Source organism: Paracoccus litorisediminis, from assembly GCF_009711205.1.
In the GTDB taxonomy this organism is placed as follows: Bacteria; Pseudomonadota; Alphaproteobacteria; order Rhodobacterales; family Rhodobacteraceae; genus Paracoccus; species Paracoccus litorisediminis.
This window is the reverse complement of record NZ_WMIG01000009.1, coordinates 73,701-93,204: the sequence shown is the minus strand read 5'-3', so window position 1 is coordinate 93,204 and position 19,504 is coordinate 73,701. Positions and strand designations below refer to the sequence as shown.

The following is a 19,504-nucleotide window of genomic DNA, read 5'->3' as shown; positions in this document are numbered from 1 at the left end:
GAGGGACAGAAAAGAATGAAGCCTCGCCGGCGTGAGACGAGGCTTCACTGACTTCGGCTTTCCGTCTTGTCGGTAAAACAACATTGAACCCCTGAAGGCTGCGCCTGACCCGCGATTCTGTCAATGGCGCGGATTGCGCCGACGATTCCGGCCTGAAATCCCGCCAGAGGATCACCGGTGCGTGGCGCGGCCTAATGCCCTCGTAACTCAAGAGGGCGGCATGAAGTATGCGAGCATTGTCGGGTCCTTCCTGACCCGATCCATCACCCCTGAACAGATCAACGCGCGGACCCGCGGGGCCGGTGAGTTCCGGCATCTGGGCGAGGTCCGACAGATCGATTTCGAGAATCGGACGGTCGAGCTCGCCTTTTCGAGCGAGATGCCGGTGGCGCGGTGGTTCGGCGACGAGGTGCTGGATCACAGGGAGGGGGCGATCCGCATGGACCGTCTTCAAAGCGGTGCGGCGCTCCTGGTCAATCACGATTGGGACGATCAGATCGGCGTCGTGGAAAGCGTGGAGATCGGGGAGGATCGGCGCGGCCGGGCCAAGGTCCGCTTCGGGCGCAGCGCACGCGCCGACGAGATCCTGCGAGATGTGGCCGACGGGATCCGTCGCCACGTCTCTTTCGGCTATGCCGTGCATGCGATCGAGATCGAGAAGCGGAATGGCGCGGCCGACCTGGTGCGTGTCACCGATTGGGAACCCTACGAGATTTCCCTGGTCAGCGTGCCCGCGGATCCGACGGTCGGCGTCGGGCGCTCGCATGAAATCACGCCAGAGGAAGCGAGTGATTTGCCGGTTCAACCTGCGAACACGCGGGCAGCGCCCGATCAGCAACCCCCCAATGGGAACCGTTCCATGAAGAAGAAACTCGTTCGCAATGCCACCGGTCAGCTGGTCTGGGCTGAGCTCGATGATGACGGCAAGATTGTTCGCGAACTGGAGGTGGTCGAGGAGGCCGGGGCCGAACGTGGCGCAGGCGAAACCGCCGAGCGCGCGCGCGTGGGCACGATCCTGGAACTGGGCCGCCAATATGACGCGAGCGATCTGGCCAATGCCGCGGTGCGCGACGGGCGCGGGGTGGACCAGTTCCGGGCCGACCTGCTCGCGAAAATGGGGACCAATCGCGGCCGTCCCCTGACCGAAGGCGGAAACCCGATTGGCATGACCGATGGCGAGGTGCGCCGCTATTCGTTCATGCGGCTGTTCCAATCGCTGACCAATCCCAATGATCGCGGCCTGCGTGAAGCGGCGGCCTTTGAGTTCGAATGCGCCGCGGCCGCGACCGAGCGCGCCGAACGCAGCCCGAAAGGCACCTTGATCCCGGTTGATGTGCTGACCCGGGCGCTGAATACCGGCACCGGTGGTGCCAATGCTGGCGATACCGGTGGCATCCTGGTCGCGACGGACATGCTGTCGCAATCCTTTGTCGACATGCTGCGCAACCGCACGACCCTGCTGCAGCTGGCAACCCCGATCGGCGGCCTTGTCGGCAATATCGATGTGCCGACGCAGGCGGGCGGCGCGTCCGGTTACTGGCTCGGCGAGGACGATGAGGCGACCCTTTCGGCCATGTCCTTCGACCAGTTCGGCCTGCGCCCGAAGACCGTCGCGGGCATGACCGAGGTCACCCGCAAGCTGATCATGCAATCCAGCCTTGATGTCGAGGCGATGATGCGCCGTGACATGTCAGCGGCGCTGGCACAGGCGGTGGACTATGCCGGCTATTACGGCGCGGGCTCCGATCATACGCCACGCGGCATCGCCCGCACCCCCGGCCTGAATGTCGTCGATTTTGCCGGGGCAAACCCGACCTATGCCGAACTGGTCGCGATGGAGACCGAGATCTCGGCCGACAATGCCGATGTGAACAGCATGGCCTATGTCTTCAATGCCCGGATGCGCGGTCATGCCAAGACCACGCCCAAGTTCGCCTCGGGCACTGACCAGGGCGTCATCTGGGAAAGCGGCGGGACGGTGAACGGCTATCGCTGCGAGGTCACGAACCAGATTGCGAACGGCGACGTCTTCCATGGCAATTTTGCCGATGTGCTGATCGGCATGTGGGGCGGCCTCGACGTCACCGTCGATCCGTTCACGCATTCGGCCCGCGGCCGGATCCGCATCGTGATGATGCAGGATGTCGATATCGCCGTGCGCCGCGCCGCGTCCCTGTGCTTGGGCCGGAACCTCTGATCCTGCAACCGCGGGACGAGCCTTCGGTCCTGCCAGTCCATGAGGAATCCATGTCGAAGACTTTCAAGGTGAAGCTGAGCTCGGCCGTGGTGGTCGGCGGTGTGCCCACCCGGGCCGGCAGCGTGGTCGAGGTCGATGAGACCATGGCGCGCCGCTTGCTCGACAACGGCAAAGCCGAGTTGGCGACCGCCGCCGATGTTGATGCCGGTCCTTCGGACGAACCCGGGACGCCGGACGAGCCAGGCCCGTCTGGCGAACCCACGGTGCCGGATGCACCCGAAACGGCTCCGGCCAAGAACAACCGCACCAAGCCCAAGGCGGCTGATGGCGCGCAGAGCAACGGAGAGGCAAAATGAAACTATCGATTAAACCGCTGGCCGCGCTGGCGGCGATCAGCGCGACTGCCGGTCTGACCGGGGTGGCGCTGGACGAGTTCCATGGCCATGCCAAGGTGATCCTGATGCACGGCCCGAGCGGTGGCGCGGGCCAGACGGTGGCCGCGAAGCTGCAGCATCGCAATGGCACCGACGCCTGGGAGGATATCGAGGACGCGGTATTCGCGACGATCACCAGTGCCGCAGGCGGCAGCCAGATGATCGAGGTCGATGCCGACGGCTTCAAGGACGAGGTGCGCGTGCATTGCACGGTTTCCGCCGGGGCGTCCGCCACACTGGCGGTCGCTGTGGTCGGCCAGAAGCAATACGGCTGAGGAACGATCCCATGCCTTTCGTCGAGGATCTGGACGCCTTCCTGCAGGAGGACGAATTCGCCCATGCCTGTGAGCTTCGGCTGGCAGGTGGCGCAATTCGGTCTGTCCGCGGGATCTTCGACGAGCCGTTCCTTGATGCCGGGATGGGCGAATACCGGCTCGATACCACGCAGCCGCGCCTGTTGGGCAAGGCGGCGGATTTTGCCGGGGTCAATCGCTTCGATACGATCATCATCGCGGGCCGGGAGTTTGATATCATGTCCCTGCCGCAGGTCGATGGCACCGGCATGGCGACCTTGCGGCTGGCGCCGAAGCACGGGCAGGGGGCGCGATGAGGCGCTGGAGCCACCGGATCCGCGGGGCCGATGTTGTCCTCGATCTGGAGGATGACCTCGATCGCGTGATCGCCGAGTTGAAGGCCAGCGAATCCGATGTTCGCAAATCGATGTCGCGGGCGCTGCGCCGCACCGCGACCACGTTGCGGGTGCAGGCCTCGAAACGCGTGGTGCCAGAACTGGAACTGCGCCGGGCAGGCGACTTTCGCCGCCGGCTTCGCGCCATGCGCGCCAGGATCAACCGGGATGGTGGCACGGTCGGCATCTGGGTCGGGCTGAATGACATGGGTGCGTCGAAGTTCAAGGGAAGGGTCAAGGAAACGGGCGCTGGCGCGTCCTTCCGCGATCAGGAATTCGCAGGCGCATTCGTGGCAAAGGGCAAGGACGGGCGGCGCTCGATCTTTCGGCGGAAGCGTTCGACCCGTTTCCCCTTGGCCGAGGAAAAGCTGCCGATCAAGGATCAGGTGGACGTGATCCTGGAAGACGAGATCCTGCCGGATGCGGTGGCGATATTCATGAAGCACTTCCTGTCCGATCTGCGCGCCAGAATGGTTTTAGGGGTGGGTAAAAATGGCTGATCCGATCGACCTGACCGGCCTGTCGGCACCCGATGCGGTCGAAGAGCTCGACTTCGAGCTGATCCTTTCCGAGATCAGGGCGCAGCTGTTGGCGCTGGCGCCGGAACTTGCCGACGTGCTCGAGCTGGAAAGCGAGCCGATCAACAAGCTGCTTGAGGTCGGGGCCTATCGCGAAGTGATCATGCGGGCTCGGGCGAACGATTCGGTTCGTGCGGTCTTGCTGGCCACGGCGACCGGCACGGATCTTGAGAATTTGGCGGCGCTGTATGGGGTGACCCGGCAGGTCGTGGTCGCGGCCAATCCCGATGCGACCCCGCCGGTTGCCGAGATCCGCGAAGACGATGCCGCGTTGCGCAAGCGCACCCAACTGTCGCTCGAGGCGCTGACCACCGCCGGCACGGTCGGGGCTTATAGCTTCCATGCGCTCAGTGCCGATGGCCGCGTGCGTGGGGTGGCGGTCACCAGCCCGGCTCCAGGGCGGGTGCTGATCACCGTGCTGTCCCATGAAGCGGGCGGGATGCCATCGGCCGGGCTGCTCGCCGTCGTTGCCGACGCGCTGGAGGATGTCCGGCCTCTTTGCGATGATCCGGTCGTCGCCGCCCCGAGCTTCACTGATTTCGCGGTCGATGCCACCCTGATCCTGTCGCATGGACCGGGTGCCGAGGTGGTGCAAGCAGCGGCGCGTGCGGCCGTGCAGGCCTATGTCGCGGATGAGCTGGCTGTCGGTCGGGTCGTCCGACTGACGGCGCTGCTCGCCCGGTTGCACCAGCCCGGTGTCGAAAGCGTGGTGCTGACCTCACCCACATCCGATATCAACCCGGGCCGCACCGGCGTGGCGCGGGCCAGTTCGATCGCGATCGGTCATCAGGTGATGTCGTGACTGACCTCTTGCCGAACAATGCGACGGCGACTGAACGGGCGGTTTCGACCGCGATGGCGCGTGCGAACCTCATCCCAACTCTGGCAGGGCAGATGTGGGACCCGGCCGATGTGCCGGTGGCATTCCTGCCATGGCTGGCCTGGGCACTGTCCGTCGATGAATGGAATCCCGACTGGACCGAGGCCGAGAAGCGCGCGGCAATGGCGGCCTCTATCGCGTTTCACCGCATCAAGGGCACGCGCCCGGCAGTCGCGCAGTTTCTGGCGATGCTCGGCCATCCGGATGCAATCCTGATCGAGGACCGTGACCTGCCCCGTATCGGAGGCGCGGACCTTGAGCTCGGTGGGGCATGGCGGTTGGGACCGGAAGATCCATTCTGGGCGGATTACTGGATCGAGATCCCGACGCGGATCCGCCACGGCGAGGCCGATCGCATTGCCATGCGCCTTGAAACCGTGGTTCCGGCGCGGTGCCGGCTGCGGCGCATTTCCCTTTCCGACCAGCGCTATCTGCTCGGCGACGATCAATGGCTGATCGGCGACCGCGTCACGCTTGGCAACACCTATATCTACGAGGGCCAAAATGGTTGATGTTGCATCAGTCCCCACCTTTGCCGAACTCGATCAGTTCCCCGAGACCGTGCCGATGCTGCAAAACGGCTGGCAACCGACCGGTGGCCCGGTGGATCCCGAGGATAACCAAGGCCTGCTGAACTGGCCGCTGCGCGAACTGACGGATCGCACGCGCTATCTGAAGACCCGGATCGACAATATGGCGGTCAAGGCCGCGGATCTGGTCACGGTCGGGGCAGGTGGGGAATTCCTTACCATCAATGAGGCGCTGATCGCGCTGTCCGAACGCCGACCGGCCTACAAACCGGGCGGCTTCATCACCGAACTGCGGCTGCTCTCGGGCTTCATCATGGCCGAGCAGGTGCTGATCTCAGGCCTCAACATGGGCTGGATCACCATCACCGGCGACGATGCCGAAACCTTCATTGACCGGGCCTATCTGACCCAGCAATTCGGTATCCGGATCCCGGCCTTCGGGGTGCTCGATGGTGGCGTCCTGCCCCGGATCGGGCAGCTGTTCACCATGATGAACACCGGCAGCGCGACTGATCGTTGCGGGGTGTTGTGCGGCGACGGTGGCGGCGCGACGGTGCTCGGCGGTGCCGGGGTCAAGTTGGCCGGGGCCGATGGCGCGAACGTGGCCATGGGCGGGCGCCTGAGTGCGACGGGTGCGATCTTCTCGAACGCGGGCGAGAACGGGATCAATGCCGGCGGATCGACCACGGTCAGCGCCATTGATGTCGACGTCAGCGGCTGCGCGGTGCGCGGCGTTCTGGCGCAGAACTTGGCCTCGGTGAATATCGGCAATGGCATCTGTACCGGGGCGGGCTCGGTGGGCATCGAGGCCCGCGACGGCGCGATCATCTATGCAGGGAATGCCCAATGCCGGAAGGCTGCCTCCGACAGCACCAGCGACATTGTCGCGACCCGCGGCAGCCGGATCAGCGCCTACGGTGCTATCGGCGGCACCAATATCGCGGTCAACACCCTGACGGCCAATGGCATCATCTACAGGTGAGCCGGGAATGAGAGACGCCGCGCGTCGTTCCCTTCAGGTGTGAGGACATAGAATGCCACAGCCGGATACCGCGCTTGATCTCGATCGGTTCTTCGCGGCCATCGTGAAATCGATCTGGTCGGCTTACCCCCGGCTTCAGCTGGTAGAAGCGTTCCGGACCGATCGCCGCAACTTGGCGCTGCCCGCCTGCCTGATCGAACTGGTCGAGCTGGAGCCGACGGACAATCCCGGAACTGAGCAGCTGGCCGTCATCGCTCATATCGAGGCGACGGTGATCGTGGGCTTCCGCGACATCGGCGCCAAGGTTCAGGTGGCCAAGCTGGCGGCCGACATCGCGCATCACGCGCAAGGGCAGCGCTGGGGTCTTCCGGTAGAAGCGGCGACCATTAGCGCGATCGCGCCCCGCGATTTTGATCCAGACCTGGACCAGTTCGAGGTCTGGGCCGTGGAATGGCGACAGACCATCCATATCGGCAAGAGCATCTGGGACGATGGTGATCCCATCCCGTCCGAGGTGCTGACCAGCCAGGTTCCGAATATCGGCGTGCCACATGCGGGGGATTACGCCCCCGTTGGGGGCATCTGATGCGCGGTGCCGACATGGGGCAGCTCGCGATGGCCGAGCTGGAGCGACGGCTTGCCAACCTGGTCCGCTTCGCGACGATCACCGAGGTCGACCCTGCCGCGGCCGAGGCGAAGGTCACCTTCGGCGGCGAGACCGAAAGCGCCTGGTTGCGCTTCAGCACTGCGCGAGCGGGCGGCGCAAGGATCTGGTCGCCACCGGTACCCGGCGAGCAGGTCGTGATCCTGTCGCCGATGGGTGACACCGGGCAGGGCGTCATCATCGGCAGCCTGCCCAGCGATGCCTATCCGGCACCCAGCTCGGATGGTGGCACCTACCGCATCGACATGCCGGGCGGGGTCTCGATCTCGGTCGTCGGCGGGTCGATATCGGTGACGGCACCCGGCAATATCATCGTGAATGGCGATGTCGTCGCCAATGGCATCAGCCTGACGCGGCATGTTCATGGCGGGGTCAGTTCGGGCGGCAGCCAGACCAGCGGGCCAGTGGGGTGAGGCAATGGCAGGCATGAACGCCACGACCGGACGCCGTCTCGATGGCATCGATCATCTGCGGCAGAGTATCCGCGACATCCTGACCACGCCGATTGGCACACGCGTGATGCGTCGCGCCTATGGCTCGCGCCTGCCCGAGCTGGTCGACGCACCGTTGAACGACGAAACGCTGGTCGATCTCTATGCCGAAACCTTCATCGCGCTGGCGACATGGGAACCGCGCATCTATGTCGAACAGGTCACCGCCAGCATCCCGGCGCCGGGCAAGGTTCACCTGTCACTGGTGGGCGTCTACACCCCAACCGGGACTCCGGTGCGGATCGACGGCCTCGAGATCAGTTGAAGTTAAAGGCAGAACTATTTCATCTGGCGAAGTAATTCGTGCCGCACGAAGCTGTGGTAGATGAGGTGTCGCGCGAAAACTGAAGACGACCAGAGGATTTGAACGTTATCGAAAGCCGCAGAATAGCTCTCCGCCGCCTTCATCGTCCTGTCACCCGGGATTCCGTCAATTGGCCCTGGATCGAATCCGGCGGCCGCCAGACACATTTGTCGTGCTTTCCAAACTTCCATCTCATGCTCTTTGGAGCGGAACTCGGTCGTCGACAGCATTTCTGCGGCTTCTCGTACAATCTCTTCGTTGTTCCCCTGCATCGAGGCGTTGATCGTACAGATGTATATGGGTTGGGTACGAAGACTGTAAGCGAAATCCATTGGCTCGGGACTGATCGCACAGCTCGCAAGAGCCGAGCCGATAAGGGTCGCAAGCACTGCCTTGACGACATCCTTTGTATCTTTCGAGGTGATAAGAATCCTGGTCCGCGTCTTGCGATAGATGCTTCCGCGTTCGATCTCTTGTCTCTCGAAGGCTATGAGGACGGTTAACCCAAGATTGGGGAGAGAGATCTCGTAGCTGTCGTCATACCGACGCCTGAAGCCCAGTTGTGCCAGGAAATTGTCCTGATGATCAGGAAGCTCGGTGAAGGAGTTTTCGAGCGAAAATGACAGAAGGCTTGCAACCGATGGATGTTGCTCGGTTTCGCCAATTGACCACAAGCATCTTGTGATCGCCTCGAACGCGATGGCCTTTTGGGTGGAGATAGCGATGGCCTCGAGACCAGCGCTGTTTGGATCTGCTGAAGGGGGAACGGCGTTTGTCGGCAAAACTGTCGCGGATGTCGAAACGTCGAGACGAATTGCAATCTCCAGATCTTCTTTGACCTGCATGCTCGAACTCCATCATCAATAACAAACAATGATTTCAGGGGAACGGTCTGCGACCGGTTTGGCAATCATTTTGTGATTTAAGCTCTCTGAAAAACCGCCAGAGGATTGGCGAGTTTCTGGCGGCCATCCTGCGGGAAGGATTTCAACCCCGCAGGTGAGGCATCATGCCCGAGACTTTCCTTCACGGCGTCGAGGTGATCGAGATCGACACCGGCCCGCGCCCCATTCGCACGGTTCGGTCGTCCGTGATCGGTATCGTCGGGACTGCCCCTGATGCGGACCCGGCCACCTTTCCGCTCGATACCCCGGTCCTGATCGCGGGCAGCCGCGCGGAAGCCGCCAAACTCGACATGACCGAAGCGCAGACCGGGGAGGGGACGCTTCCTGCCGCGCTGGACGGCATCCTCGACCAGATCGGCGCCGTGGTCATCGTGGTGCGCGTCGAGGAAGGCACGACCGAGGCCGAGACCCTGGCCAATATCCTGGGCGGGGTGAATGCGATCAATGGCCAGTATGAGGGCGTGCATGCGCTGCTCTCGGCCGAGAGCGTCGTTGGCTATTCGCCCCGGATCCTCTGCGTCCCGGGCTTCACCCATCAGCGTTCCGCGAATGGGATCACCGGCGTCACCATCACTGCCGGCGGTTCGGGATATACCAATGGCACCCACCGCCTGACCGTGACCGGCACCGGTTCGGGGGCCGCAATCGACGCGACGATTGCTGGCGGCAGTGTCACTGCGGTGACCGTCGTCAATCCTGGTTCCGGCTATACCTCAGCCCCAACCTTCGCCCTGCCTGCGGGCGCGGGCGCTGGCACCGGCGCGACCTTCACCTCGACCCGCGGCACTGTCGGCAATGCCGTCATGGCCGAACTGGTCGGTATCGCCGAGCGCCTTCGCGCGGTGATCATCGCCGACGGCCCGAACACCACGGATGCGGCCGCCATCGCCTATGGCGGCGATTTCGGATCGCCTCGCGTCTATGTCGTGGATCCATGGGTGCTGGTTGCCGACAGTGCCGGTGCCCTCACCTCCGAACCGGCCTCGGCCCGCGTTGCTGGCCTGATTGCCAAGATCGACAATGACCGCGGCTTCTGGTGGTCGCCATCGAACCAGGTGATCAACGGCATCGTCGGCACGGTGCGTGCTGTCGACTTCAAGCTTGGCGATGCCAATGCCCGGGCCAATCTGCTGAACGAACAGAATATCGCCACGATTATCCGCCAGGACGGCTTCCGGCTTTGGGGCAACCGCACCCTGTCCTCCGACGCGAAATGGGCATTCCTCTCGTTGCGCCGCACGGCGGACATGCTGAACGACAGCATCCTGAAGGCGCATCTCTGGGCCGTCGATCCCAACATCACCAAGAACTACCTGCGCGAGGTCGAGGAGGGCGTGAACGCCTATATCCGCCAGCTCGTCGCGCAGGGGGCGCTGATCGGCGGTCGCTGCTGGGCCGATCCGGACCTGAACACCGCTGCCGCGATTGCCGACGGCAAGGTGTTCTTCAACTTCGACTTCACCGCCCCCTATCCGGCCGAGCACATCACCTTCCGCTCGATCCTGACCACCGATTATCTCGAGGAGCTCGTCTGATGGCCGCGCGCGACGTTCTGAAGAACATCAATCTCTTCGTTGATGGCCGCGGCTATGCCGGCCAGATCGACGAATACAATCCGCCCGACCTCTCGCTGCAGACCGAGGACTATCGTGGCGGCGGCATGGACGGCTTCACCACCCTCGACATGGGGCAGGAGGTCATGGAATCGTCCTTTGCCCTGATCTCCTATGACGCCGATGTTCTGGCGCTGTGGGGCGTGGCCGAGGGGCAGGTAGTGCCCTTCACCGCGCGCGGTGCTCTCGAAAGCTATGATGGCAAGGTCAAGCCGGTGGTTCATACCATGCGCGGCAAGATCGTGACCCTGGCCCGCGGCACCTGGGCGGCGGGCCAGAAGCCTCAGCTGACCGTCACTATTCGCCTCGATTACTACAAGGAAGAGGTCGACGGCGTGGTGATCAGCGAAATCGACGTGATCAACATGATCCGCATCACCGGCGGCACCGATCGTCTGGCAGCTCAGCGCGCCGCGCTGGGTATCTGATCCTCGAAGCGAGCACGCAAATGACCGACAGACCCGACTACATCTCCGAAAACGCCGATGGCAGCCTGACCGTTGCGATGCATGGCGGATCGTTTGTGACCATGCGCGAGCCGCTGGTCGAAGATCAGCTGGCCACCAAGGGTACGGCTGAGCAGCGCGAGATCGCCATGCTGGGCAATCTATGCAGCCTTGCCCCAGAAGAGATCGCCAAGCTGACCAGCCGCAATTATCGCCGCCTGCAGAACGCGCTCACCAGTTTTTTGGACTGAAGCCGGAAGAGATCCGCCACTTCGCCTTGGCGCTTGCATCCCACACCGGCTGGGGCGCCGCAGAAATTGGGGCAATGCCCGTCAGCCGTTTCATCTGGTGGATAGAGGGGCTGCCCCGTGGCCGGAAACCAAAGACTTAATGCAACGATCACCATCGGCGGCGTGGTTGCGGCCACGCTCAGCCGCGCCGTTTCCGAGGCCAATGCCAAGCTTGGCGCAATCGGCAGCGCGCTTGGCTCTGCACAAAACCAGATCGGCACCGCGATCCGCCAGAACGACGCCGCGATCGAAAAGGCGCGCGGTGGCGTGCTCGATGCCGTCGGCGCGTTCTATGCGTTGAAAGGCGCAATCGGGGGGCCGGTGAAGGCCGCCATGGATTTTGAAAGCGCCATGGCCGATGTGACCAAGGTGGTCGACTTCGACTCTCCGGAAGCTTTGCAATTGTTCAAGAAGGATCTGCGGGACCTGTCGAAGGAAGTCCCGATGACCGTCACCGGCCTGGCCGAGATCGCGGCCGCTGCAGGGCAGGCGGGGATCGCTGGCGATGATCTCATTACCTTTACCGAAAGCGCCGCCAAAATCGGCACCGCATTCGATATCGCTGCGGGCGATGCCGGTGATGCGATGGCCAAGCTGAAGACCGGACTCGGGCTGACCATCGGCGAGACCGTCAAGCTCTTCGACGCCATGAACCATCTTTCCAATGCCCAGGCGTCGAGTGCGGCAGATGTTCTCGACGTGGTGCGCAGGGTCGGGGCCATGGGCAAGCAGTTCGGCTTTACCGCGGAACAGACCGCCGCCTTCGGCTCGGCCATGCTGTCCTCTGGTGCGCAAAGCGAGGTTGCGGCCACCAGCTTCCTCAATATGGGGCGTGCCCTGACCAAGGGCCGCAGCGCCACCAAGCGCCAGGCCGCGGCCATGCGAGCGCTTGGTCTGGACAGCGAGAAAGTCGCGCGCCGCATGCAGGAGGATGCAGTCGCAACGACCATCGATGTCATGGAACGCCTCGCAAAGCTGCCGAAGCATGTTCAGGCCTCGGTCTCGTCGGACATCTTCGGCGATGAGGCCCGGGCGCTCGGGCCGCTGTTGACCAACCTTGATCTGATCAGGGACAGTGTCGGCATGGTCTCGAACGAGGCGAGCTATGCAGGCTCGGCTTTCAAGGAGTTCCAGACCCGGAATGGGGTCTTCGCCTCCCAGCTGATCACCTTCGGCAACCGGATCACGGATCTTGCCATCGCGATCGGCGATGCCCTGATCCCGCCGCTGCGGCAGCTCATGGAGATTTTCGGGCCGGTGATCGATCAGGTGACCACCCTCGCAGCAGCCCATCCCAAGCTGATCGGTAATCTCGCGCTCGCCGCCGGCGGTTTCATCGCCTTCCGGGGTGCGCTCGTTGCGCTTCGCTTTGCCGGGCTGTTCGCTCTTGGCGGCGCCTTGCGCACGCTCTCCATCGGGCTCAATGCCATCAGCGTCAGCCTCGGTCTTGTTTCGACCGGGTTTCGGCTTGTCTCTCTGGCGATTGCCGCGAACCCGATTGGCGCGACGATCACGGCGATCGCTGGTGCGGCCTACTTGATTTACCGGAACTGGGACGCGGTCGGGCCGTGGTTCCAGAAGCTCTGGGGGAATGTCGGCAAGACCTTCATCGGCTTCGCCCAGTTCGTCAGTGGCGTCTTCACCGGCGATCTCGGGCAAGCTTGGCAGGGCATCAAGACCGTCTGGAGTGGGATGACCGGATATTGGGAAACACTCTGGGAAGGTGTGGCGAACATCTTCACCGTGGCGTGGACCAACTGGATCGCGCCAGTTCTCGACAAGATCGGGATGCTCGATCCGATCAAGGCGGCATGGGACGGATTGAAGGCCTATTTCGGGCCGGTGCTGCAGTGGATCGGCGACAAGTTTGCCTGGCTCGGAGGCGTCCTGAAGCCGGTTCTCGACGGCCTGACATGGGTCAAAGAAAATGGCGCTGCCATTGGGGACAAGGTCTCGGGCTGGTTCACCGGTCGGCAGCCGGGCGAAACCGCCGAGGGTGAATGGAACCGCCGCGTCAACGGCGCGCCGCAGATGCGTGCCGTCGGCGGGGCATTCCGGCCCGGCCCGCTGATCGTCGGCGAACGCGGGCCTGAGGCGATGTATGAACACCGCGCCGGCTTCATTGCCCATAACCGCCAGTTGCTGGTGATGGCCCGCAATGCCGGGAAGATCGCGGCCCTGGGCAGCGCCCTCGGGGCAATGCCTTCTGCAGCGGCCTCGATCGAGGACATTATGCCGGCTGCACCGCGCATGTCTGCCGGCCATCAGGTCGCGGCGACTGCGGCGCCGCAGGTCAATGTCGGTGGGATCACCGTCTATGCCCAACCCGGGCAAGACCCGCGACAGATCGCCGATGCAGTCCTGCGCGAGTTGGAGAGCCGCGCCCGCGGCGCCCTCTTCGATGGGGGCTATTGATGGGATCGATCATGATGCGGCTCGGGGTCTACAAGTTCAGCCTGGACACCGCCGCCTATCAGGAACTGAGCCGGACGGCGGAATACCGATGGGCGCGGCAGGAACGGATCGGCACCAACGATGCGCTGCAGTTCACTGGCCTCGGCCCGGAAACGCTGGAACTGCGCGGGGTCGTCTTCCCGCTGTTTCGGGGCGGGCTGGACCAGGTCAAGAGGATGCGGGCCCAGGCTTCGCTCGGTGTGCCGCTGCCGCTGATCGATGGTTTGGGGAGGGTCTGGGGGCTGTGGGCCCTCGAACAGATCAGCGAACGGCAATCCATCTTCATGCCGCGCGGCGCGGCCAAGCGGATCGAGTTCGATCTGCGGCTATCACGCTATGATGGAGGCTTGCGTGCGCTCCTACCGTTCTAAGGCAGGCGACACCGCCGATAGCATTGCCTGGCGCGTTTACGATCGGCAGGACGGGCTCCTGGTCGAGGGCATCCTCGATGCGAATCCGGGGCTGGCCGGGCAGGGCGAAGAACTTCCCGCCGGCCTGTTGATCCTGATCCCGGATGAACAGGCGCCAGCACAGGTCGAGGGGGTGCGGCTATGGGGCTGACAGAATGGAAGCCCGCGCTGAAGGTGACGGTCAATGGCAAGGACCAGACGTCGGCCTTCCTGCCGCGCGTCAGTTCAATCCGGATCTCGGACACCGCCGGGATCCAGTCGGACCAATGCGAGATCGAGCTGACGGATCACCTGCCGCTGACGCCCTTGGTGATCCCGGAAACGGGTGCCGAGATCCAGATCGCCCTCGGCTATCTCTTCAGCTCACAGGTGATTGGCGTCTACATCGTCGATGAAGTCGAGGTGACGGGGCCGCCGAACCGGATGCGGATCACCGCCTATGCTGCGGCCCATGGCACGAGCGATCAGGGCAAGTCGGCGATTTCGAACGCGCGCACCCGCAGCTGGCCGGATGGAACGACGGTGGCGAAGCTGGTCGGGATGATCGCGGCCGAGAGCGGCTTCAAGGCATCGGTCTCCGAGGCGGCGGGCAAGGTGAGCCTGCCGCATATCGACCAGATCGACGAAAGCGACATGAACCTGCTGACACGCATCGCGCGTGAGAACGGCTTGGTGTTCAAACCCGGGGGCGGTGCCCTCATCGTTTGCCAGACCGGCGAAAGCGTCAGCGGCACGGGAACGAAACTGCCCGTCGTCGCGCTGACCCCAAAACAGGTCTCGGCCTGGTCGATGCGGATCACGCGCCGGGGGGCCTTCGCCAAGGTGATCGCCAGCTATCGTGATTTCGGCAAGTCGGAGCCGGTTGAGGTCGAAGCGGATGGCGTGCCTGCCGGGGTTGCGGGCGTGACGCAAGTGAAGCGGCTGAAGAAGATCTATCCCACCGAGGCGGCAGCGCGGGCCGCCGCGGCCGCCGAGGCGCGGCGCGGACAGCGAGGGGCGCGGACACTGCGGCTCCAGCTTCCGGGACGGGCCGACCTGATGGCCGAGGGCCGTGTGGCGCTTGCAGGGTTCAGGGAAGGTGTTGCTGGGGAATGGCTGATCTCGGAGGTCAGCCACACCTTTTCCGCTGACGGTTGGCAGTCGAACATTTCGGCCGAGGTTCCGCCGATTTAGGCACGTTAAGAGTCCGTTCCGGGCGTTCAGAAAAAAATCCCAATACACAGCTTTAGGCTGTGACGAAACACGGCTATACACCTCAGTGTGTGTTAAACGTTTATTAATGGGTGTGCGGGATATGAAATGGCTCATCATCATTAATTTGAGCGTCTCCGCCTTCCTCATTCTCCAAACGATCCCGGCCTCGATCAAAGAGGACGTTAAGATCAAGCCAACGAAATTGCTTCATTATCTTGGCTACTCGGATACGGACGAACCTTGGCGCGCAGTGGCGGCGAAAGAGGATGGTGATTGCTAGGGTGAGGCGATACGGCACGCGCGCCTCTTCGAGCCCGTTTTGCGCTTGGTACCGCTCTTGGCCTCAGCCATGAACCGGTCAGGCGAATACTCCCCAAAGCCGGTTCCCACGTTTCAGCTTCGTTCACGATATGTCTGTGGGATATTTTTGGTTTAGTGGGCTGCAATCATTTGGTTTCTACATGATTACAAATCAGCTGCTCTGCCCGCTGAGCTAAACCGACCCGCGTTCCGGAGGCGGGTGACATGGCAAGGGCCATGCGTGGGGATTGTGCGGCGCTAGGTCCGCAGGGGCTTGCATTCAAGCTGAAAACGGACTAGATGGCGCGCACTTCACAGGTGGGGTCGGGCCGACGAGGGGAGAAATCCCTCGCAGGTCCACCGGTTGGGGCCTTGGTCCCTGAAAACCCCGCCCAGGCTCAAACCGGAAAGGACCTTGATATGGCGCTTCCTGAATTCTCCATGCGTCAGCTGCTTGAAGCTGGCGTTCACTACGGCCACCAGACCCAGCGCTGGAACCCCCGTATGGCCGAGTTCATCTATGGTGAACGTAACGGCATCCACATTTTCGACCTGACCCAGACCGTCCCGATGCTGGACGCCGCTCTGCAGGCGATCCGTGACACCGTCGCCAAAGGCGGCCGCGTTCTGTTCGTCGGCACCAAGCGTCAGGCTCAGAAAGCCGTCGCCGAAGCCGCCGAGAAATCGGCTCAGTACTACATGAACCACCGCTGGCTGGGTGGCACGCTGACCAACTGGAAAACCGTTTCCCAGTCGATCCAGCGCCTGAAAGCCATCGACGAGACCCTGGCCGGTGGCGCCGAAGGTCTGACGAAAAAAGAGCGTCTGCAGATGGACCGCGAGCAGGCCAAACTGCAAGCGTCGCTGGGCGGCATCCGCGAAATGGGCGGCCTGCCGGACCTGCTGTTCGTCATCGACGTGAACAAGGAAGACCTGGCCATCCTGGAAGCCAAGAAACTTGGCATCCCGGTCGTCGCCATCGTCGACACCAACTGCTCGCCCAAAGGCGTTGACTATGTCATCCCGGGCAACGACGACGCCGCTCGCGCCATCGCTCTGTATTGCGACCTGGCCTCGCGCGCTGCTCTGGACGGCATGACCGCTCAGATGGGCGCTGCCGGTGTCGACCTCGGCGCGCTGGAAGCCAGCATCGAGGAAGAGCTGGAAGGCGAAACCGAAGTCGTCGCCGAAGCCTGATCGGGCCACGGCCTGGCCTTGGGCCGGGCCGGTAGCCCCGCCCTTGCGGGGCTTCATGGAACATTCATCAGGCGGGGATAAGCCCCGCCTGACGCAATTTCAGAACAAGGAGACATCGGATGGCTATCACCGCTGCTATGGTGAAAGAGCTGCGCGAAACGACCGGCGCAGGCATGATGGACGCCAAGAAGGCGCTGACCGAGACCGACGGCAACATGGAAGCCGCCATCGACTGGCTGCGCACCAAGGGCCTGGCCAAAGCCGCCAAGAAGGCTGACCGCGTTGCGGCCGAAGGCCTTGTCGGCGTGCAGGTTGTCGATGGCCGCGGCGTTGCGGTCGAGATCAACTCGGAAACCGACTTCGTCGCCAAGAATGCCGACTTCCAGCAGCTGGTCCGCGAGATTACCGATGTCGCGCTGTCGACCTCGAATGATGTCGAGGTGCTGAAAGCCACCCATCTGAACGGCAAGCCGGTTTCGGAAGTCGTGACCGATGCCATCGCTCGTATCGGCGAGAACCTGACGCTGCGCCGCATGCACGTTCTGGAAGGCGACACCGTCGTTTCCTACGTCCATAACGCTGCCGCTGACGGTCTGGGCCGCATCGGCGTTCTGGTTGCGCTGAAAGGCGATGCGGACAAGGCGCAGGCGATTGGCAAGCAATTCGCCATGCACATCGCCGCGACCAACCCGGTCTCGCTGTCGGAAGCGACCCTCGACCCGACGCTGCTGGCCCGTGAGCTGGAAGTCCAGACCGCCAAGGCTCTGGAAGAGAACGCGACCTCGGACAAGCCGAAGCCGGAAGCCGTGATCCAGAACAACATCATCCCGGGCCGGATGAAGAAGTTCGTCGCTGAAAACACCCTGCTGGGCCAGGCTTTCGTCATCAACCCCGACCTGACGGTCGAGGCTGCGGCGAAAGAAGCTGGCGTCGAGATCACCGGCTATGCCCGCGTGATGGTCGGCGACGGCATCGAGAAGAAAGAAGAGGACTTCGCAGCCGAGGTCGCCAAGACCCTTGGCGGCAACTGATCCTGCGCTGTCTTCGATGATTACGAAACGCCGGTCCCCAGGGGCCGGCGTTTTCGCATGTCAGGTCCCGGACGGTTCGTGCCCGGCGGAATCCGGGAACTGCCGATAGGTCCAAGGCCCGGTCGGCCCCCGTCGCCCGGTTTCGCTGACCGCGCTGCAACCTTCGCCCGGATCGACAAAGATCTGCCGCCGGGTGACCGCGATCATCACGGCCTGCGCCGTGGTTCGTGCCCCCAGCGCATGCCGCGCCAGACGCATGTGCTTTTCGACCGTGGCGGCGCTCAGGTCCAGACGGGTGGCGATCTCCTGCGTGTTGAAGCCGATGCCCGCCAGTTCCAGTGCCTCGCGCTGACGCAAGGTCAGGATCTGCTCGGGGCTGCGGAAGGGCAGGTTGGCCAGCCGCTGATGCAGCAACAGGGTCAGCGTTTCTACCTCGCGCCCGCGGGTCTGCCAGATTCCGTCAAGCTCGGCCTGCGTCGCGCCAATCGGGCCAAGGATCAACGCGCCGCCGCGCAGACGGGGCGCGCGATCGGCCAGACTGATCGCCATGCCATGGCCCAGTCCGTGATCGCGAAACAACGCCAGACAGCGCGCGTCTTCGGGCTGCAGCCGCCCTTGTGCCTGAGGCTCGTGCAGCCAGTCAAAACTCTGGCAGCCCAGATTGCGGACGATCCAGCGCAGCATCGGTACGTGATGCATCAGCCCCTGATCCAGAACCTCGGACAGCAGCCGACCGGGCAGCGAGGTCAGCTCGATCGCCTCGTCCACCACGTTCTCTTCGCCCGTGCGGATGATCCGATGGGTGAAGTAAAGCAGATGGGGAAAACCGAAATAGGTCAGTCGCTCGACATATCTGTCCCAGGCATCTTCGACGGTCCTTGCCGACAGGACATGTTTGAAGGAGTCAATTGTCGGCATGGTGTTGTTCGTCATCCTCATCAGCTCTGGAGCGGTAATTATGAACCGTCAGAACCCAGAGGCAAGGCACCCCGGCCACAACCGGTAACGATAACGAACTTGACCAAGGTGCCGCGCGATGGTTAGCCCCCGGTGAAAAGCCGGATCCAACAGGAAAGCCCATATATGTCCTTTACCATTGCCATCGACGGTCCCGCCGCTTCGGGCAAGGGCACCATCGCCCGCGCCCTTGCCGCCCGCTTCGGCTTTGCGCATCTGGACACGGGGCTGCTTTACCGTGCGGTCGGCGCGCTTGGCGGCGATCCGATCCTTGCAGCACGCGAACTCACACCCGATGACCTGCGCCGTGACGACCTGCGCAGCGCCGCCGCCGGACAGGCCGCCAGCCGCGTTGCCGCCATCCCCGAGGTCCGCTCGGCTCTGGTCGATTTCCAGCGCCGCTTCGCGCGGACGGAACCCGGTGCGGTGCTTGACGGGCGCGACATCGGCACCGTGATCTGCCCCGAGGCCGAGGTGAAGCTGTACGTCACCGCCTCGGACGAAATCCGCGCTCGTCGCCGCGCACTTGAGCTTGGCGCGGATGAAGGCGTGATCCTGACCGAACTGCGCGAACGCGACGCCCGCGACGCGGCGCGGGACGTGGCACCGATGCGGCAGGCCGATGACGCGGTGCTGATCGACACCTCGACACTGACTATCGACGAGGCGGTCGAACTGGCGATCAACCTTGCCAGGCGGGCAGGGGCCTGACCCGTCTGGGCTTTCATCGTTTCTTAAACACCCAATCCGGTTTTGCGGCCCGTGGAAGCTGTCACATCGCTCTTGCTGGCCGCGGAAATACCCGGAAATGCTTGCCAGCCTGTGGATTAATCGCTATATCGCCCGCGTTGGGACAAGAGATAAGGCCATAACAGGCCAAATCACTCAGGGGTCGGGCTTTGCCGCGACCCTTTGTGCTTGACCCAGGGCTACAAAAGACCGGCGGAGCCAACCGCAAG

The 19,504-nt window shown here is 63.4% G+C and carries 23 protein-coding genes; 21 read left to right on the top strand and 2 right to left on the bottom strand.

Annotated elements, in window-relative coordinates:
• The first annotated feature begins 220 nt into the window (after positions 1–220).
• Genes GL300_RS15695 through GL300_RS15645 form a run of 11 tightly spaced genes read left to right on the top strand, consistent with a single transcriptional unit; the run spans position 221 to position 7,709 of the window.
• Positions 221–2,197, top strand: a complete 1,977-nt coding sequence (locus GL300_RS15695; protein ID WP_246195206.1) for a phage major capsid protein — start codon at positions 221–223, stop codon at positions 2,195–2,197.
• A gap of 50 nt (positions 2,198–2,247) precedes the next feature.
• Positions 2,248–2,553, top strand: a complete 306-nt coding sequence (locus tag GL300_RS15690) for a hypothetical protein (RefSeq protein ID WP_155040597.1) — start codon at positions 2,248–2,250, stop codon at positions 2,551–2,553.
• On the top strand, positions 2,550–2,906 hold the full coding sequence (locus tag GL300_RS15685; RefSeq protein WP_155040596.1) for a hypothetical protein: 357 nt from the start codon (positions 2,550–2,552) through the stop codon (positions 2,904–2,906). The genes GL300_RS15690 and GL300_RS15685 overlap by 4 nt, the downstream gene beginning before the upstream one ends.
• Before the next feature lie 11 nt (positions 2,907–2,917).
• The gene (locus GL300_RS15680) at positions 2,918–3,241 is read left to right on the top strand and encodes a head-tail joining protein (RefSeq protein ID WP_155040595.1); all 324 of its coding nucleotides are present in this window, start codon (positions 2,918–2,920) and stop codon (positions 3,239–3,241) included.
• Entirely contained in the window at positions 3,238–3,819 is a 582-nt protein-coding gene (locus GL300_RS15675) for a phage tail protein (RefSeq protein ID WP_155040594.1), read from the top strand. The genes GL300_RS15680 and GL300_RS15675 overlap by 4 nt, the downstream gene beginning before the upstream one ends.
• Positions 3,812–4,699, top strand: coding sequence for a baseplate assembly protein (locus GL300_RS15670; RefSeq protein ID WP_155040593.1), 888 nt, complete (start codon positions 3,812–3,814; stop codon positions 4,697–4,699). The genes GL300_RS15675 and GL300_RS15670 overlap by 8 nt, the downstream gene beginning before the upstream one ends.
• On the top strand, positions 4,696–5,289 hold the full coding sequence (locus GL300_RS15665; RefSeq protein ID WP_155040592.1) for a phage tail protein I: 594 nt from the start codon (positions 4,696–4,698) through the stop codon (positions 5,287–5,289). Before GL300_RS15670 ends, GL300_RS15665 begins: the two co-directional genes overlap by 4 nt.
• Positions 5,282–6,289 (top strand): hypothetical protein, encoded by a 1,008-nt coding sequence (locus GL300_RS15660; RefSeq protein ID WP_155040591.1) that lies wholly within the window; start codon positions 5,282–5,284, stop codon positions 6,287–6,289. Before GL300_RS15665 ends, GL300_RS15660 begins: the two co-directional genes overlap by 8 nt.
• Before the next feature lie 52 nt (positions 6,290–6,341).
• The gene (locus tag GL300_RS15655) at positions 6,342–6,875 is read left to right on the top strand and encodes a hypothetical protein (protein ID WP_155040590.1); all 534 of its coding nucleotides are present in this window, start codon (positions 6,342–6,344) and stop codon (positions 6,873–6,875) included.
• Entirely contained in the window at positions 6,875–7,366 is a 492-nt protein-coding gene (locus tag GL300_RS15650; RefSeq protein WP_246195205.1) for a phage baseplate assembly protein V, read from the top strand. Before GL300_RS15655 ends, GL300_RS15650 begins: the two co-directional genes overlap by 1 nt.
• A gap of 13 nt (positions 7,367–7,379) precedes the next feature.
• A complete protein-coding gene (locus GL300_RS15645; RefSeq protein WP_246195204.1) occupies positions 7,380–7,709 on the top strand; it encodes a GPW/gp25 family protein in 330 nt (109 codons plus the stop codon).
• 14 nt (positions 7,710–7,723) lie between these two features.
• Here the strand turns inward: GL300_RS15645 and GL300_RS15640 are convergent, their stop codons facing one another.
• On the bottom strand, positions 7,724–8,593 hold the full coding sequence (locus GL300_RS15640; RefSeq protein WP_155040588.1) for a peptidoglycan-binding domain-containing protein: 870 nt from the start codon (positions 8,591–8,593) through the stop codon (positions 7,724–7,726).
• A 164-nt stretch (positions 8,594–8,757) separates the two neighbouring features.
• Here GL300_RS15640 and GL300_RS26720 point away from each other — a divergent pair, with 164 nt between their 5' ends.
• The 9 genes from GL300_RS26720 (at position 8,758) to tsf (ending at position 17,588) form a co-directional block, all read left to right on the top strand.
• The gene (locus GL300_RS26720) at positions 8,758–10,188 is read left to right on the top strand and encodes a phage tail sheath subtilisin-like domain-containing protein (RefSeq protein ID WP_155040587.1); all 1,431 of its coding nucleotides are present in this window, start codon (positions 8,758–8,760) and stop codon (positions 10,186–10,188) included.
• A complete protein-coding gene (locus tag GL300_RS15630) occupies positions 10,188–10,694 on the top strand; it encodes a phage major tail tube protein (protein WP_155040586.1) in 507 nt (168 codons plus the stop codon). Before GL300_RS26720 ends, GL300_RS15630 begins: the two co-directional genes overlap by 1 nt.
• A gap of 20 nt (positions 10,695–10,714) precedes the next feature.
• Positions 10,715–10,963: a phage tail assembly protein gene (locus GL300_RS15625; protein WP_155040585.1), complete on the top strand. Its 249-nt coding sequence runs from the start codon at positions 10,715–10,717 to the stop codon at positions 10,961–10,963.
• Positions 10,964–11,269: 306 nt separating this feature from the next.
• Positions 11,270–13,417, top strand: a complete 2,148-nt coding sequence (locus tag GL300_RS15620) for a phage tail tape measure protein (RefSeq protein ID WP_155040584.1) — start codon at positions 11,270–11,272, stop codon at positions 13,415–13,417.
• The gene (locus GL300_RS15615; RefSeq protein WP_155040583.1) at positions 13,417–13,827 is read left to right on the top strand and encodes a phage tail protein; all 411 of its coding nucleotides are present in this window, start codon (positions 13,417–13,419) and stop codon (positions 13,825–13,827) included. Before GL300_RS15620 ends, GL300_RS15615 begins: the two co-directional genes overlap by 1 nt.
• A complete protein-coding gene (locus GL300_RS15610; protein WP_343043070.1) occupies positions 13,808–14,017 on the top strand; it encodes a tail protein X in 210 nt (69 codons plus the stop codon). Before GL300_RS15615 ends, GL300_RS15610 begins: the two co-directional genes overlap by 20 nt.
• Positions 14,008–15,039 (top strand): phage late control D family protein, encoded by a 1,032-nt coding sequence (locus tag GL300_RS15605; RefSeq protein ID WP_155040582.1) that lies wholly within the window; start codon positions 14,008–14,010, stop codon positions 15,037–15,039. The genes GL300_RS15610 and GL300_RS15605 overlap by 10 nt, the downstream gene beginning before the upstream one ends.
• A gap of 741 nt (positions 15,040–15,780) precedes the next feature.
• Positions 15,781–16,557 carry a 30S ribosomal protein S2 gene (gene rpsB / locus GL300_RS15600; RefSeq protein WP_155040653.1) on the top strand — a complete coding sequence of 259 codons (777 nt, stop codon included), beginning with the start codon at positions 15,781–15,783 and terminating at the stop codon, positions 16,555–16,557.
• Between the two features lie 119 nt (positions 16,558–16,676).
• Positions 16,677–17,588 carry a translation elongation factor Ts gene (gene tsf / locus GL300_RS15595; protein WP_155040581.1) on the top strand — a complete coding sequence of 304 codons (912 nt, stop codon included), beginning with the start codon at positions 16,677–16,679 and terminating at the stop codon, positions 17,586–17,588.
• Between the two features lie 60 nt (positions 17,589–17,648).
• Here the strand turns inward: tsf and GL300_RS15590 are convergent, their stop codons facing one another.
• A complete protein-coding gene (locus tag GL300_RS15590; protein ID WP_170297686.1) occupies positions 17,649–18,506 on the bottom strand; it encodes a helix-turn-helix transcriptional regulator in 858 nt (285 codons plus the stop codon).
• A 165-nt stretch (positions 18,507–18,671) separates the two neighbouring features.
• Here GL300_RS15590 and GL300_RS15585 point away from each other — a divergent pair, with 165 nt between their 5' ends.
• Positions 18,672–19,256, top strand: a complete 585-nt coding sequence (locus GL300_RS15585; protein ID WP_155040579.1) for a (d)CMP kinase — start codon at positions 18,672–18,674, stop codon at positions 19,254–19,256.
• Positions 19,257–19,504 lie beyond the last annotated feature (248 nt).

Coding starts and splice junctions, on each gene's coding strand:
- GL300_RS15695 (WP_246195206.1), top strand. CDS start 221: ATGAAGTATGCGAGCATTGTCGGGTCCTTCCTGACCCGATCCATCACC.
- GL300_RS15690 (WP_155040597.1), top strand. CDS start 2,248: ATGTCGAAGACTTTCAAGGTGAAGCTGAGCTCGGCCGTGGTGGTCGGC.
- GL300_RS15685 (WP_155040596.1), top strand. CDS start 2,550: ATGAAACTATCGATTAAACCGCTGGCCGCGCTGGCGGCGATCAGCGCG.
- GL300_RS15680 (WP_155040595.1), top strand. CDS start 2,918: ATGCCTTTCGTCGAGGATCTGGACGCCTTCCTGCAGGAGGACGAATTC.
- GL300_RS15675 (WP_155040594.1), top strand. CDS start 3,238: ATGAGGCGCTGGAGCCACCGGATCCGCGGGGCCGATGTTGTCCTCGAT.
- GL300_RS15670 (WP_155040593.1), top strand. CDS start 3,812: ATGGCTGATCCGATCGACCTGACCGGCCTGTCGGCACCCGATGCGGTC.
- GL300_RS15660 (WP_155040591.1), top strand. CDS start 5,282: ATGGTTGATGTTGCATCAGTCCCCACCTTTGCCGAACTCGATCAGTTC.
- GL300_RS15655 (WP_155040590.1), top strand. CDS start 6,342: ATGCCACAGCCGGATACCGCGCTTGATCTCGATCGGTTCTTCGCGGCC.
- GL300_RS15650 (WP_246195205.1), top strand. CDS start 6,875: ATGCGCGGTGCCGACATGGGGCAGCTCGCGATGGCCGAGCTGGAGCGA.
- GL300_RS15645 (WP_246195204.1), top strand. CDS start 7,380: ATGAACGCCACGACCGGACGCCGTCTCGATGGCATCGATCATCTGCGG.
- GL300_RS15640 (WP_155040588.1), bottom strand. CDS start 8,593: ATGCAGGTCAAAGAAGATCTGGAGATTGCAATTCGTCTCGACGTTTCG.
- GL300_RS26720 (WP_155040587.1), top strand. CDS start 8,758: ATGCCCGAGACTTTCCTTCACGGCGTCGAGGTGATCGAGATCGACACC.
- GL300_RS15630 (WP_155040586.1), top strand. CDS start 10,188: ATGGCCGCGCGCGACGTTCTGAAGAACATCAATCTCTTCGTTGATGGC.
- GL300_RS15625 (WP_155040585.1), top strand. CDS start 10,715: ATGACCGACAGACCCGACTACATCTCCGAAAACGCCGATGGCAGCCTG.
- GL300_RS15615 (WP_155040583.1), top strand. CDS start 13,417: ATGGGATCGATCATGATGCGGCTCGGGGTCTACAAGTTCAGCCTGGAC.
- GL300_RS15605 (WP_155040582.1), top strand. CDS start 14,008: ATGGGGCTGACAGAATGGAAGCCCGCGCTGAAGGTGACGGTCAATGGC.
- rpsB (WP_155040653.1), top strand. CDS start 15,781: ATGGCGCTTCCTGAATTCTCCATGCGTCAGCTGCTTGAAGCTGGCGTT.
- tsf (WP_155040581.1), top strand. CDS start 16,677: ATGGCTATCACCGCTGCTATGGTGAAAGAGCTGCGCGAAACGACCGGC.
- GL300_RS15590 (WP_170297686.1), bottom strand. CDS start 18,506: ATGCCGACAATTGACTCCTTCAAACATGTCCTGTCGGCAAGGACCGTC.
- GL300_RS15585 (WP_155040579.1), top strand. CDS start 18,672: ATGTCCTTTACCATTGCCATCGACGGTCCCGCCGCTTCGGGCAAGGGC.